This window comes from Saccharicrinis sp. 156 (assembly GCF_050589685.1).
Lineage (GTDB): Bacteria > Bacteroidota > Bacteroidia > Bacteroidales > Marinilabiliaceae > Saccharicrinis.
The window spans coordinates 54048-70110 of the sequence record NZ_JBNGOS010000023.1 but is presented as its reverse complement, the minus strand read 5'-3'; the positions used below and the strand labels follow the sequence as shown (position 1 = coordinate 70110).

Sequence of the window (16063 nt, the reverse complement as noted above, 5' to 3'; positions counted from 1 at the left end):
TCAGCAACGCCTTGTTTTATGGTATTTCAAAGGCGCATTACACACCTCTAAAGCATCACCCGGGAAACATCCAAAGCTTGCCTAAGCAAAAAAGGAAGCCATGGGTAAACAACTATTAGCTCCCGGTGCTAAAAGAAGGCCATGGTTAAACAACCATAGGCTCCCAGGCAAAAAAGGAGGCCATGGTTAAATAACCATTGGCTCCCGGGCAAAAAAGGAGGCCATGGTTAAACAACCATAGGCTCCCGGGCAAAAAAGGAGGCCATGGTTAAACAACCATTGGCTCCCGGGCAAAAAAGGAGGCCATGGTTAAACAACCATTGGCTCCCGGGCAAAAAAGGAAGCCATGGTTAAACAACCATAGGCTCCCGGGCTAAAAAGGAGGCCATGGGTAAACAACCATTGGCTCCCGGGCAAAAAAGGAGGCCATGGTTAAACAACCATTGGCTCCCGGGCAAAAAAGGAGGCCATGGGTAAACAACCATTGGCTCCCGGGCTAAAAAGGAGGCCATGGGTAAACAACCATTGGCTCCCAGGCAAAAAAGGAAGCCATGGGTAATTAACCAAGGGCGCACCCACCATGCAAAATTAAAAACTGAAATCCTCAAGTTGGTTTACTACAATATACCAATCCCAAAACTGCCCTTAGGCTATATCTAAAACGACTGCCAGCCCATATAAAACGGATTCTTCACATTACCCATCAATCACAGATCCCGGATAAACCACTGCCATAGGCTTGCTTAACCACCTCAGGGCAACGCTTGCAATCCTGCGCTCAGCTAACTCAGCCCTCTTTTAAAATTAAAGGTTGTAGAAGGCTGCAGCTGTTCCGAGGCATTGAACTTTTTAAACAACTTAACCGGTAAGTGCTTCGATGGGGCCTCGGTGCGCAAATCGAACATAAACCTAAAGAAACCTTCTTTCTTTAATGTATGGGCATATTGCATTAACGCCACCGGTGTATTAGAATAAACCGATGTCATTCCGTTGTGCACATAACGTTTAAATTCCTTATCGGTATTGTCCATAAATTCGTTTTCCGGATGGTATACCTCCACTGGCATACGGGCAAAAAACAACTCCGGGTTGGCATAAACAGGTACGATTCCATCCCTTGAAGTTCCTTTCTGCAGGTTTTCGAAGTCGTTTTCAACGGGATAAGTCACATGCTGCACGCCAAAGGTCTTTATTCCCCTTATGGCAGCATCATTGTATACATATACTCTTTCGTTGGTAATTACCTTACAACCTTTGGGCAGCATGTCCAATTGCGAAAGATGGCTGACCACAAAGTTTTTCATCCCTTTGCGGGTAAGCCACTTGATGTCTTGCAGCCATTCCTGCAAATGCGTTTCCGCCACAAAACCCGGCAGCTCCACATAAAAACGGAACAAATTCTTTTTAAAGAAAGGACTGTCAAATGGTATCTTACGCCAATCTTTTTTTGAAAGATCCAGGAATATTCCTTTAAAATCATCAACACGCAATTTACGTAACCACTCCACATTGTCGATGCGCACAAAAAATTCCGGTTTACTGCTTTGTTGGTTTTTAATCTGGATATCCTGCCTTATTTTTCTTTTGTAGGCCCCACTTACAGGTTTTATATTTTTGTGTTTTAACTCCTCAAACTTATTGGAGAAATTTTTGGATGGCAATCCTATTAGATACACATCGTCCCCTCTCCTGATTGCTTTCTCAGTAAAAATCTGATAGTTCCCGGACTCCGCAGTCACCTCTTTTACCTTTACAGATACTGACTCCCCTAGCTTGTTCACCACGCGTAACTGTTGCCCTCTCTCAATATTTAGTTCCGATTGAACGAAAAAGCCATCGTCACTTAACTTTTTCACCGTTCCCAGAAATATTCCGTTATTGGTATTATCAGAGATAGCGCCCCGCACATTACCGCCCATAAAATAATCGGTCTTTTCGCGTCCAAAATCCCACTTCAGCATTTCCTCTGCCTCAGGCAATTTTCCGGGATGATCGATGACCATGCGATACGCCTGTGCAACCCGATACACATAAGCTGCCGACTTCATCCGTCCTTCAATCTTTAAAGAAGCCACTTTCATCTTCGCGAAGTCAGGAATCAATTTAATCTGCTGATTGTCTTTTAGCGAGAATATGGCATGGTCTTTTCCATTGTCCTTAAAAACCCTTCGGCAAGGTTGGGTGCACTGACCACGATTAGCCCCTTTTCCTCCCAGATAACTACTAAACAGACACAATCCAGAAAACGAATAACACAAAGCACCATGAACAAATATCTCAATCTCGCATTGTGCTTTATGCATGATCAATTCCAGTTCCCGATGGGTTAATTCACGGGCTAATATCACCCGATCAATGCCTGTTTTTTTGGAGAAGTTGGCACCAATGGAATTATGATTGGCCATTTGTGTGCTGGCATGAATTACTAATTTCGGGAAAAACTTCTTTGCCAGATACCAAACGCCCCAATCCTGAATAATTACAGCACTAACAGATGTTTGCGACAGAAAATTCAACACATCCAATAATTCCGGGATCTCGTGGTTCTTGATTACGGTATTTAGCGTAACGTAGATTTTAACGTTTTTCTTCCCCGCCATATCCAGCATGGTAATCAATTGCGGATTGGAGAAATTAACCGCACGTCCCCGCGCATTAAACTGTTTCAATCCCAAAAAAATGGCATCTGCCCCTCCCTCTAATGCCGCATGAAACGACTCAATATTCCCTGCCGGGATCAACAACTCCGGTTTAAAATCCATCTAAAATTTTTCTGTGTGGTAAATGATTTTGCAAAAGTAGTATTTTTCGGTCATTAGTCAGGGAAATCACCTTTAAAAGATACATGTCAACAAAACAGGAATTACTGCTGGAAGATTAAAAGGAGTGCGGCGGGAATAATATTTTAAAGCTGAATTCCTTGTGGGCAGTTTTTTTTAATTGCTGAAGGCTGTTAACTGATGACTTCCGACAGGAGCCTACACATACCCTTTTACGCTATACACGGCATATCCAACCCATTCTTTAAACAACAGTTCCCAGGTGGCCAAAACGGATGCTGATGGCATAAAACATTCCCAAATTTCTGGCGGCACATTGCCTTGCAATGCATCTGTTTTAAAAGGGGTAACATCTATTCCCACTTTCTTAAAGCAACCTAATGCCCGTTTCATATGAAAGCCCGATGTAACCAACAAAAACTTTTTGTCTGATATCCCTTCGGCTTTCAGCAACTTCCATGTTTCTACCGCATTTTCGTAGGTATTTCTGGCCTGCCATTCGGTTAAAATACTGTCCTCGGGTATTCCTAATAACACCAGGTATTCCTTTAAAAATTCACCACTGCTTTTTTCCCGTATAATAATCCTGCTTGAACCTCCCGTAAATATAAAACGGTTGGCTTTTCCTTCTTTGTATAATCGAACAGCTTGCAATAAGCGGTCACTGCTTCTTGTAAATTGAATTCGCCGGGACTTTGAACGGTAATTTGAAAATCCCCCCAACAATATTATTCCTTCGTACTGTTGCAAACTTTCTGACTTTTCCAACTCACCTTCCCACCAACCGCTTACCTGATAATAGATAAGTTGGTTCGAAAAAACAATCAGTATGCCAATAGCCAATACCAGTAAGAGACGTCGTTTTTTAAAATTATTAAAAACCATAAAGGCCAATAATAACATTAAGACCCACCAAATAGGGGAAAGGAAAAACAGCAATAATTTTGATAGTAAAAAAAACATGTAATTTATTTAGAAACCTTCTAAAAACATTTTAACAGTTGAAAAATACAAAGAACATTTGATATATTGTACTGTAAATTATGGTATGTGAAAATCATTGAATTTTTTAATAGTATAGTATGCATTTTAAAGAGTTAATGAGGTCGCGGTATGCTGTCAGGGCATATCACGAAAACAAGGTAGATCAAACTTTAATAAAGCAGGTTGCCAACGCAGGCAGACTTGCCCCTTCGGCTGCTAACCATCAACCATGGAAATTTATTGCCATTGACAATGAAGACTTACTCAATAAAATACGAGGAGCTTACCCCCGGGAATGGTTTCAAAAAGTTCCGAACCTGATCGTTGTTTACGGCAATCATGCAGAATCTTGGAAAAGATCTTTCGACGGCAAAGACCATTGCGATATAGATGTAGCCCTAGCCATAGACCATATGACCCTGGCGGCAACAGAACTTGGGTTGGGAACCTGTTGGGTTTGTCATTTCAATCCTGAAATTGTCAACGGCGCCCTGCAACCAGAAAAAGGTTGGGAACCCATTGCCATCGTAGCGATTGGATATCCGGTTGAAATTAAAGCACCCGAGAAAAAACGCAAAAGTATTGATGAGGTGTTAAGTTTTAACAAATGGTAAAACCACAGATCCTAAAACAACAGCTTTAAAGTTGCAAGCTTTTATTTTAGGATTTTTTGACTTTCTTGCCAGCCGCATTTACATCCATCTTTGAAGTAAACTCAATAATATGGGGAATTTTATAGGCGGCTAAATTATTGCTACAATATTCCTTGACAAATTTTTCATTCAATTCATTATCGGCATCATTTTTCACGACTGTTGCTTTTATCGCTTCACCAAGCACTTCATCGTGTACCCCATTAATAGAACAGTCTACCACGCCTGGCATCGAAACAATCACCTCTTCAATTTCTTTTGGACTTATTCTTTTACCTCCCGCCTTAATAATTTCTTTTTTACGTGCTGCGTGATAAATAAAACCATCCTCGTCTATTTTGGCCAAATCACCGGTATATAGCCAACCATCCTTTAGCGCCTCTTGTGTTGACTTTTTATCTTTATAATAGCCCAGCATTACATTGTCACCTTTTGCTACAATCTCGCCTACAACACCTGGTTCGGTAGGAACGCCATTTTCATCTACCACCTTTAACTCCACTCCCGGAATACCTTTACCAATGGACCCAAGCTTATCCTGTAACCTCTCAGTTGGCAAGTACGACAACCTTGCAGTGGCTTCCGTTTGCCCATACATCACAATAAATTTAGTGCTGGGCTGGGCCTTTTGAAACTCTTCGATAAAGACTGTATGTAGCTTTCCCCCCGCCTGTGTCACATATCTTAGATGTGGAAAAACTGCTGTTTTAAAAGTATCAGACTTGCGCAAAAGAATCTGAAAATGACTTGGGACTCCTGCAAAACCCGTACATTTATATTTTTCCAGATCCTTAAATACTGAACCTAGGAATATAAAGTTGTTGTTCAAAACGATTTTTCCTTTGACTTTTAGGTGCGTATGCAAAAGGGATAGTCCGTAACAATAAAAGAATGGTAAAACACATTCCATGATATCGTCCGATGTTAATTTTAAATATTCTATTATCGAGGAAGTATTGGCGATAATATTTTTATGCGAGATCATCACCCCTTTAGGCATAGCTGTAGATCCTGATGTATAAATAATCTGTGCCAGGGTATCTTCAGCAAAATCCTGTTCAATTTTATAACCAATTTCTGACTGTTCACATAGTCCTTTTAATATATCCTCATCCCATATTTCATTAAAATCAACGGTTATTCGTTTTCTTAATAATTTAGGCACAAATGCCAACTCAACGCTTGCTTGATTCTTCACAAACTTTAAGGACTCTTCCTCTGTGGCAGGATTTAAAGGAATAACAACATTTCCTGATTTCATAATAGCCAAATAAGAAACTATAAAAAAGTTATTATTTGGTGACAGTAATATCATTTTATTCCCTGACCCGTAATTTTCCTTTAGTTGAGCCGCCACTTTAGCCACCTGCCCACGCAAATCAACAAAGGACAAAGGCTCTCGTTGACCCAGGACAAACAAGTCATTATCGTTAACATCAGCTGGCAATAAATAATCTATACAATTCATAATTGGCTAGTTTAGATAACAAACAAAAACACTCCATGCAGTTTCATCATAGAGTGCTCATTATTGTATTGACATTTTTTATTACACTATAACATTCTGATTAATGTAATAATGATGCAAAGGTGCTGTTCTTAAATATTCTGTTGTCTTCTTTTTCCGTGCAAAGTTTTTGTAAATTTTATTAACTTCTTCAGGAGTCATTTCCATAACAGGGGCCACTTCTTCCGGCGTATAATTATTTTCCCATCCATACCACAACAAGTCCATTGATTCGAACGGCATTTGGTAGAAAAATTCTTCCTGCGTTTGTTCTGCAGAGTAGGTGTCCGTGGTAGGTGTCCGATCAATAATACCTTGAGGAACCCCGAGATGTTTCGCAATTTGATACACCTGTGTTTTGTATAAATTACCGATTGGCATTACATCCGCAGCTCCATCCCCATACTTTACGAAGAACCCCTGCTGAACTTCGTGTTTATTTGGCGTTCCCAGCACTGCGTAATTTAAAGCTTCCGCATGGTAATACAACATATTAGCCCTGCACCTCTGTTTAAAATTTGAGGCAGCCACAATCTGCAAATACTCCTTCATGGGAAGGCGAGCTCTTTTTTCGGAACCATCTTCAAAGGTAACCGACACGTAGTGCACGGGTGGCAGGTTTTTATTCACAAATTCCTTGGGGATAATCACCTTCATCTTATCAACAGAAGGATCATATTCAGGAATTACACTTTTCACAGCTTCATCTCTTCTGGTATAACAGCCAAATCCATCCAAAGCACCGCTAATATTCTCAACAATGCTTTTTACGCCAAACTTATCAGCTAATTCTCTGGCCAGTTTTTCACTATCCGGGCTCGAATCTGTTTCAGGAAGCATAATGCCCAATAGCTTATCAGCTCCGAATGCCTTGGTCGCGATAGCTAGTGTTACTGACGAATCAATTCCTCCGCTTATTCCAATAACTCCGCCATATCGGCGAAATCTTTTATAAACATCTTCGCGCATTTGCTCGCAGATGCCTTCAATTTCTTCATCAATATTTTCAAGATGAAGAATGTCTTTCGAAAAAGGTTTACGGTCTATTAACATATTGCTATAAATTTTCTTGATAAGTTGGGTTCATCACCCTTCCTGGTTCGATCTCATCGCTTGACAGGTGACGATAATTTTTTATGTACAATTCATATAGCACCTGGGTAGAAAGCATTCCCATAAGCGCCATATTATCTACTTCGTTTATTGTAGTGTTTTTACGCAGCTTTGTCATTAGTTTTCCAACACTTGCTGCATCAAAAACACCTGCCTCATTTAGTTTCGTTGCAGACAAATATTCATCCACAAAACCTGTTTTATCATTAAGCAAAGCTTGAGCAATTGGAGCCCGATAAGCTTGCTTTGGTCTCTTTAACACAGATTTAGGAATCACATCTTTAACTACCTGCTTTAAAAGATACTTTTCATCCAATCCTGAGATTTTTAAGTCATCCGGCAAACTTGCGCAAAACTCTATTATTCTATGGTCTAAGAAAGGATAACGACCTTCAACGGAATTACCCATAGCCACACGGTCTCCTTGTGACGACAATAGATATCCCGACATAAATACATTGGATTCAATAAACTGGGCCTTAGCCAAAGGTGAATAATTACTTACTTTAGACGAAATCCTGCGTTCGTACTCATTAACCAGGTCAGTCCCATTTAAATTTTCAAGCCTGTCACTTGTTAAGAAATTCCGAATTCGGCTGGTATTATTCCATCTCAACAAATGCGAATAAGCCGGAGAGTCAATTTCGGAGAGCTTATAACCAAAAAACAGTTTAAGCGCACTTGTTCCTGCATCTTTTATTTGCGGCAAATACGGGTACAGCTTTTTAAGTAACAATGGACGCAAATGCGAATCAGGGTATTTAGCCCAAAAATGTCTTATTATCGCTTCCTTAAAAATATTGTAACCACCCAGCATCTCATCAGCACCTTCCCCGGTAATGACCACCTTAATGCCATTATCCCGTACAAGTTTAGAAAGTTTAAACATTGGGAAAGGAGCGGTTCGTAAAACAGGTATCTCGGTATGCCAAATCACCTTTTCAAAAAGGTCAATTACATCTTCGTTTTTAAAGTTTACAGAGTGGTGTTTTGTATCAAAATAATGGGCAACCTCAAGTTGATAAGCTGTCTCATCAAAATCTTTTTCCTCAAAGCCTATGGAAAAAGTATTTAAGGCTTCCGGAAACATTTGCTTGATAAAACCAGTTGTACTGGTTGAATCCAAGCCACCACTTAAATAAGCTGCAACTGGAACATCTGCCCTCATCCTCAAATTCAAGGCATCCTTAAACAAATACCGGAAATTATCTACTGCATCCTGCACCGACATTTTTTGGGGATTGTCGAAAGACAACGACCAGTATGGCCTTATTTCGAGATTTCCGCTTTTTATTTTAGCATAATGCCCTGGTGGTAATTCATAAACATCTTTAAATACGGTATGTGGGGTTTGGGAAGTCCAAAAAGTAAATACCTGATTTAGACCCAGAGAATTAAAAGATCTTTCTATTCCAGGATATTCAAACAAGGCCTTAATTTCTGAAGAAAAAACAAAGTCCTTTCCATTTTGACTATAAAACAAGGGACGTATTCCCATCCGATCCCGCGCAAGAAAGAGTTCTTTTTCAAATGTATCCCAGATTGCAATTGCAAACTGTCCGTTTAATTTTTCTAAACAATTAGCGCCATACTCTTGGTACATATGCAGCACTACTTCAGTATCGCAATTTGTTCGAAAACGGTGCCCTCTTTTTTCCAGCAGAGATTTTAGTTCGGGATGATTGAATACCTCACCGTTGTACGCTATCCAATACCTCCCATCCTGCGTGCACATGGGTTGTTGTCCTGAAGTTAGATCAACAATGCTCAGTCTAACATTGCCAATACATGCGTTATTCGACAAATACAACCCGCATTCATCCGGTCCTCGATGATGAATACGATGGAGCATACCATTCAAGATATTCCTAGAATTATCTATTAATTGGTCGTTTAAAAATCCTGCAATTCCACACATAGTATAGCTTAAAACTTTTAACCCGTTGTCATTCTTATAGAATTTGCTTTCAGCTAAAATTCTCAGCTAAGAACAAAAAATAACTAAGCTGCTTTCTTTCTTTCAACAAATGCGACAATTCGTTCAACACTCCCAAAATTTTCTTCTTGCAACTCTGAATCTTCCGTAGTAATACTAAATTCGCTTTCTAAGAAATTAATGAGCCCTAACAACCCCATCGAATCAAAAATACCCTCATCAAAAATTAAGGTTTCATCTTTAATAATTGAAGGATCATTGAAAGTAGTTTCTGCAATAAAGTTTCTGATTTGATCTTTCATAATTTATAATATTATTATTAACTTATTATACTAGATTATTTGCTTAAAAATACACTTAATAGGTCTAAGCTCATTAATATTTTGTCCAACTAACAAAATATTTAGACCAAGCTCATCACCTAACTTACAAAGTAGTTTTTTAATGGATCTTAGGATTGCAAAGTCATCTCTTTATCAAGTTCACAATAAACGCTATTTTGTGATTTATACTCCGGAACAACCTCCTTTATTCGGCTTACCAACAATTGATTACCCTCAATCTTAAGAGCAAGCAACATGCTATTAAGCCTGTCCTTAACTAAGGTATAATCATACCGGCGTACTTTTGCTATCATTATTTTCTCGTGATGCGTTGGCAATGTATTTTCTTTGGAGGCCAACAACTCTTCATATAATTTTTCGCCCGGACGCAGCCCCGTATATGCAATCTCTATATCTTCACCAAGCTTCAATCCGGATAATCGTATCATTTCTTTGGCTAAATCGTTAATTTTCACAGGTTCACCCATATCAAAAACAAATATTTCACCTCCATGTCCCATAAAACCCGCTTCCAATACCAACTGGCAAGCTTCCGGTATTGTCATGAAAAACCTTGTTATATCCTTATGTGTAACAGTAATAGGCCCTCCTCTTTCAATTTGTTTTTTAAAGAGCGGCACAACGGAACCATTTGAACCAAGTACGTTTCCAAATCTTGTAGTAACAAATTCTGTTTTTATATCTTTTAATTGCGACAGGGCTTGAATATAGATCTCGCACACACGCTTGGAAGCTCCCATCACATTGGTTGGGTTTACAGCTTTATCTGTCGAAATCATCACAAACTTTTCAACTTTATAATCAACCGCTAAATCCGCAAGCACTTTCACCCCCCCAATATTAACTCTAATCGCTTCATAAGGGAATTCTTCCATCAATGGCACGTGCTTATATGCTGCAGCATTGAAAACAATTTGCGGTCTGTATTTTTCGAATACTTCCTGCATTCGCTGTTCATTAGTGACATCAGCCAATATAACGTCGAATGGGGCATCACTATGACTCAATATCAATTCTTGTTGTAAATCATACAATGCAGATTCGGCGATATCAATCATCACAATTTTTTGAACCGGGAAACGTAAAAGTTGACGTACTATTTCCGAACCTATTGAACCTGCAGCTCCGGTAACCGCAATAACTTTGCCTTCCAGGCCTTCCATTATTTGAAGTTGGTTCAATTTAATCTCTTCACGTCCAAGGATATCCTCTATTCGAATATCCCTGATTTGTTTTTGGTTAGAAATACCGTTTATCCAATTTCCTACCGATGGCATTACTTGTAGCTTCCACCCTTTGTCTAAACAGGCGTTAGCAATTTCGTGTTTTCGCTGAACTGAAATATTATTTATGGCCAGAATAACAATGCTGGCCTGCTTCGCATCTCCAATTTGCAATGCTTTTTCCCAATTAACTACGGGAATAGAATGCAACATCATATTTCTTTTACTTATGTCATCATCAATTATCCCTATCACATTGTATTTATTGTTCCTGTCACTATGTATTGCCTCTAATGTTATCAGTCCCATCTCTCCAGCACCATAGATAAAAACATTGCTGGAGTCTGTTTTTTTGGTTAATGATCTATATGTTTCCTTCACAAGTATTCTAAACGAAAAACTTAATATAGCAGTCATCAGGAAATGAAAAATCAACACCAAACCAGGAACGTACAATAATTTATAGTTAACGAATCTGAACACTACGTCCATCATCATCAGAAAGCTAAAAGCTGAAAAACATGCCACTCCCAACAACTTAAATTCATTATAGTTGCTGTGCCTTATGACTCCGCGATACGATCCAAAAAGAACATATGATACCAGATAAACCGTCAACACCCAAGATGCACTAACTACCATTTCGGAAACAGAGTAAGCGGATAGCTGAGCATTTAAACGCAAAATATATGCAAATACGAACGCATTGACCGATATGCCCATGTCAATAAATAAAATCCACCAGGGCGAGACTACACGACCATTGAATATGTTCAACAAAATTGACTTCATGATTTCGCTTCTTGTTATTAATTCATCAGTAAATTATCACTTTTTATACGTTATACATGCATTTAGATGGGAAGAATTCAGCATTTTATGATGAACCTCAATATCGCTTAGTTAAAACTAAGCATATTTGTTATTAAAAAAGGGTAAGCTTATTTTAAACCTACCCTTTCATATTATTCACACATGAATTACCGCAATTAATTGGCTACACCATATTCTTCAAAATACTCAACGTAATTACCTTTTTCATCTACTTGAGGTCTCTGATCTTCAGGTATTTCTGGTATACTTTCAATAAATGCAATTTCCTCATCTGTTAAGTCTAAACCCCTATCTGTAAGATTATGAACTATCTCCTGTATTTGCAAGACAATTTCTTCATAAGTTGGTGTTGCTGTAGCTGATTTAAGATTATTAGCTTCATACATTTCATAATTAACCATTCTCCAGCCTATATAGTTTAACAACCTTTTAAGTACCGAAGAGCTGGTAACGCCTAAAATCCTATAAGTTCCAAACCTATCAGGAACAGGCCTTGTCATATTCGCACAATAAAGATCAATATTCACTGCTCTTTTCTCATTAGGTTTTAGACTAATCCAAACAGATTGAATCTGCAAACCATGCTGGTATCCTCCAGTTAAACATTCCCAAACCAATCCTCTTGGAAAAACAATAGTTCTATTACGGCTACTTGTATTAAGAAGTGTCAGTTTAAGTTTAACCTGATCGCCACTTCCATAACGGGTATGTCTGTATGAACTTACAGCACCAGCAGATTTCAAAGCAGCTAAGCTTTCCTCGGAATCCTCAAAACCCGTGATATCACCTGAAATATAAATATCTTCCGGCAATTCAAAATTTTCAACTACTTCCAAAGTTCCTTCATTGTCTCCTAAACCTGAAATGTTACCCGGAGCTTCTCCAGATTCCTTTTCACAAGACACTAACGTAATCGACAATAGTGCTATTATTCCAAATAATATCTTCTTCATAGTTTTAATATATTTTAGTAAAATAACCTTACAACAAATAACACCATTTTCCGGTTGAAAGTAAATCTTTTTTTGACGAAAACATGTATTCATTAGGTAAATACATTTCCTCAATCGGGAAAACTAAGTTAAGCTTACTTTTTTTATTGAAGTACTACTTTGATCGTTTCGTACTTTCCCTATTTTGAAGGCTTTACCAAATACATCCCGTCCGGTAAACCCGAAAAATTAAACTTCGAATTTTGGTTGTTAATTTCGATTACCTATGCATGACTCCTCCAATATTAAAAAGCTTCGGATAGTAAACAAAACTTTTTCAGACCTATATAAATTGGATTATCACAGTAAAAAAACTTTTATGGCTAAGAACCATTTTTTCGCTTCATCCCCTCTAAACTTTCTTCTGTCCATGTATTGCAAAAGAAAACATGTGATAAAGTTTTGTAATAAAAAGCAGAGACATTTCGCAATTTACCTATACACCAAAAAACCCAATTTTGGCCAAAAAAATACCAAAACGGGGTTTTTCATTTATACAATATTGTCAACACCAAGAAGATATGTCGCTTAATAGTAGTGCGAAAATCTATCAATTTGCAACAGGAATTATTGATTGCAACGCTAACTTGGTTGATTTGTGATATTCCTACCCTATCTTACCAACACCTTTTTTACGGTTGATGTGCTTGGGTTAGACATTTTTACTATATATATACCAGCGGGATAACCTGAAACATTAAAAACACATTGGTCACTATCAATTTTAATGTTTTCCAACAATACTCCGCTAATATTGTATAAGTCTAGTCTCTCATAACCCAAAGATTCATCTAATTCAACTCGTATTTCGTCATTCGTTACATATACTTTAGATAAAGATGCGGAATTTTGAATATGCTTATCGTCAGTGGTAACACCATCAGGTGTACCGTCCCATCCTGCAGCTCTTGCCAACAACCACCACATGGCTTTGGCAAGCCTTATCGTTCCAACATCTCCAATATGATCATCCATTATTCCTTCCTGCAAAGATGTAGTTACATCGATCATATTATCCGGGTGAATTTGATCGTGAATACGAACAGTTCCGTTATCATTCCAATTTGCCTGATATTTCTCACCTGCATCATTATGTATTAAAATATCACAATAGTCAAAGAAATAAGTATCACTGTTGCCATACTCGTCCACATAATCCCTAACATGTTGATTTTTTAACTCTCTTTGAAACGCAAGTTCAGTTCCCTCGTTTCCATCGACAACACCATTAGAAAAAAAGTATTTTGTAACATAACTATTATCCGAGGAATAATCATTCCATTGGTTTACCGCATTAATATAGGTATCCATGCACACCCTATTACCGGTTAAGTCTACATCCCCTTCGTCTAATCCCCATCGCAAATTGCCATCTATTCCGCTTTTGGTTGAACCTGCCCAATGTATTTTATGTTCAGGATCCAATCCGCCTCCTAAACCATTTTCTGATGTGGCCTGATAACTCCATCCAAACAACATGTAATCATATGGATTTCCATTATCAAATTGATTCTTAATTTCCTTTTCTGTCGCGTCGACTCCTGCGGGTTGTGTCCAACTACTTTCACTACCAAAAAGAGGTCTCCCTAACCGCAATCCTTCACTTAAATTCGCTGGTGCATCCGTATGGTACCAAATATTCACCTGAAACCGACCATCTAACTCCTCCAGAAGCTCAGCCCCTCTGAAATATCCATAACCATGTGACATCCCGGGGATCCAGACCAATTTTGTTTTAACAACATCAATCCACTCTTGAGGGATATCATCATACAATTCCACTACAGTATGATCCGCAATTACCTGTCCTGTCACCAAATAAGATGACTGAAACAAAAACAAATACAATACAAACCTTTTCATACTCTTAATCATAACTCAAAAATTTAATCTTTTTCACTTTTATTAACAACTCCGGTTTTATTCAGAATTCAATTAAAAATCCTCAAAAAACTTATTCTCAGCTGTTACCACCTATCTTCCAGTTATTGTAGTTGTTTAAATTCGGCATACAAAAATAACAATAATAATGAACTTCGATATTATTAATATTTTAATTGTTTTATACGAAACGTTAAAAAAACTTGTCTCTATCCTATTGATGTTACAAATTTAAGGATACTTTTATTATTTCCCATAAAAGAGATCGCTTCAATAAATAACAATTTATAATTACAAACTTCTTTACGAATTACCAAAAGAAAGGTTACATAATTCCATAAGACTATTTATCTGATTCTCAATAGAACTGTTATTTATTCATAGATAATTAGGAGATACTTTAAACCCGCAATATGCATTATAAATTCTATTACACATTGAAATTACTTTAAAACAAGGCACTTCGTTGCATCACTTCAACACACCAGAACGATGCTATGCCTCGTTTCAGTAATGCCTTGTTTTATTGTACTTGCAATGCTCATGACGAACCTCCAATACATAATCCGGGTTAAACCCGCAATATGCATCTGATAAAGAATTGCACAAGTCGAAACAGCGCTGGCTATTGCCGCACAATCAACATCCGGGATACTCTATATTGCCACCATAATTCATTGCGACTTGCCATCCCAACCGGATGCCCTGGCCAATAACCACCACATGGCTTTGGCCAAACGTACTGCCCCTACATCACCGACATGGTCATCCATCACACCTTCTCCTATTTCTACACCAGTATTGTCGGACAAATTATCAGGATGAATCTGATCGTGCAGCCTAATTTTTCCATTGTCATTCCATTTGACCTGATACTTTTCACCTTTATCATTATGGATTAAGATATCCGCATAATCAAAAAAATAAGTCACCCCTGCTCTACCCGATATATAATTCCTGATGTGCTGATTTTTTAATTCTCTTTGAAATCCAAGTTCCGTGCCGGCATTTAAGTCCACTACACCATTAGAGAAAAAATATTTTGTATCAATCGCATTGGCGGTACAATATTGGTTAAACTGCTCCACTGCGTCTAGATAAGTATCCATACAAACCCTGTTACCGGTTAATACCTGGTCTTCTGCATCTAGTCCCCATGCGAGGTTCCCGTCAGGGCCACTTTGCGTCGATCCAGCCCACCCTACGTCATAGATGGGATCCCGATCTGTCAAACCGTTCTGCCAAGTAGATTGATAACTCCAGCCAAACCACACAAAATCATATGGGTTTCTTTTATAGTAAAGATTACGAATAGCTTTATTTGTTGCATCGATTCCTGCCGGTCGAGTCCAGCTACTTTCGCTCCCAAAAAGAGGCCGCCCCAACCTTAATCCATTCCCGACATCTTCCGGTTCAGCAGTATGATACCAAATTTCCACCTGAAACCTGTTGTCTATGGCCTCCAACAATTCAGCACCTCTAAAATAACCATAGCCGTGTGACATGCCCTGAATCCAAACCAATTTTGTCTTCACACTATCAATCCACCGCTGAGGAATATCATCATACAATTCTACTACGTTATGATCTGCAACTATCTGAGAATCCTTATAAGTGGTTATTGGAGGTATTTCATCTGTTGGAAGTATTCTATTTTCCTTATTGTTACTCTCACATGAAATAACATTTATTATCAGTAAACCAACAGCAATTAGTACAGTATTATTTTTCATAGTATTTGTCAAAAAATTTATAAAAGAATAATAAATATACGTATTTTTAGAACAAACCACATTAACCCATAAAAAGATCAACT

At 38.3% G+C, this 16063-nt stretch carries 11 protein-coding genes; 1 reads left to right on the top strand and 10 read right to left on the bottom strand.

Annotated features, from left to right (window positions below):
* Positions 1–782: 782 nt before the first annotated feature.
* Both ACRD64_RS15125 and ACRD64_RS15120 read right to left on the bottom strand, forming a co-directional pair.
* A complete protein-coding gene (locus ACRD64_RS15125; RefSeq protein ID WP_430934288.1) occupies positions 783–2762 on the bottom strand; it encodes a peptidase U32 family protein in 1980 nt (659 codons plus the stop codon).
* Positions 2763–2978: 216 nt separating this feature from the next.
* Positions 2979–3743, bottom strand: coding sequence for a YdcF family protein (locus ACRD64_RS15120; RefSeq protein WP_430934287.1), 765 nt, complete (start codon positions 3741–3743; stop codon positions 2979–2981).
* Between the two features lie 119 nt (positions 3744–3862).
* Between ACRD64_RS15120 and ACRD64_RS15115 the strand changes: the two genes are divergently transcribed.
* Complete coding sequence (locus ACRD64_RS15115; protein ID WP_430934286.1) at positions 3863–4378, top strand: nitroreductase family protein; 516 nt, start codon at positions 3863–3865, stop codon at positions 4376–4378.
* A gap of 46 nt (positions 4379–4424) precedes the next feature.
* On the opposite strand, the gene ACRD64_RS15110 is transcribed toward ACRD64_RS15115, so the two are convergent.
* The 8 genes from ACRD64_RS15110 to ACRD64_RS15075 form a co-directional block, all read right to left on the bottom strand.
* Positions 4425–5885, bottom strand: coding sequence for a class I adenylate-forming enzyme family protein (locus ACRD64_RS15110; RefSeq protein WP_430934285.1), 1461 nt, complete (start codon positions 5883–5885; stop codon positions 4425–4427).
* Between the two features lie 81 nt (positions 5886–5966).
* Positions 5967–6977 carry an NAD(+) synthase gene (nadE, locus tag ACRD64_RS15105; RefSeq protein ID WP_430934284.1) on the bottom strand — a complete coding sequence of 337 codons (1011 nt, stop codon included), beginning with the start codon at positions 6975–6977 and terminating at the stop codon, positions 5967–5969.
* A gap of 4 nt (positions 6978–6981) precedes the next feature.
* A complete protein-coding gene (gene asnB, locus ACRD64_RS15100) occupies positions 6982–8955 on the bottom strand; it encodes an asparagine synthase (glutamine-hydrolyzing) (protein WP_430934283.1) in 1974 nt (657 codons plus the stop codon).
* An 83-nt stretch (positions 8956–9038) separates the two neighbouring features.
* Positions 9039–9275, bottom strand: coding sequence for an acyl carrier protein (locus ACRD64_RS15095; protein ID WP_430934282.1), 237 nt, complete (start codon positions 9273–9275; stop codon positions 9039–9041).
* A gap of 149 nt (positions 9276–9424) precedes the next feature.
* Positions 9425–11332 carry a polysaccharide biosynthesis protein gene (locus tag ACRD64_RS15090; protein WP_430934281.1) on the bottom strand — a complete coding sequence of 636 codons (1908 nt, stop codon included), beginning with the start codon at positions 11330–11332 and terminating at the stop codon, positions 9425–9427.
* 197 nt (positions 11333–11529) lie between these two features.
* Positions 11530–12327: a hypothetical protein gene (locus tag ACRD64_RS15085; protein WP_430934280.1), complete on the bottom strand. Its 798-nt coding sequence runs from the start codon at positions 12325–12327 to the stop codon at positions 11530–11532.
* Between the two features lie 651 nt (positions 12328–12978).
* Positions 12979–14241 (bottom strand): T9SS type A sorting domain-containing protein, encoded by a 1263-nt coding sequence (locus tag ACRD64_RS15080; RefSeq protein ID WP_430934279.1) that lies wholly within the window; start codon positions 14239–14241, stop codon positions 12979–12981.
* 680 nt (positions 14242–14921) lie between these two features.
* The gene (locus ACRD64_RS15075; protein ID WP_430934278.1) at positions 14922–15980 is read right to left on the bottom strand and encodes a hypothetical protein; all 1059 of its coding nucleotides are present in this window, start codon (positions 15978–15980) and stop codon (positions 14922–14924) included.
* Positions 15981–16063 lie beyond the last annotated feature (83 nt).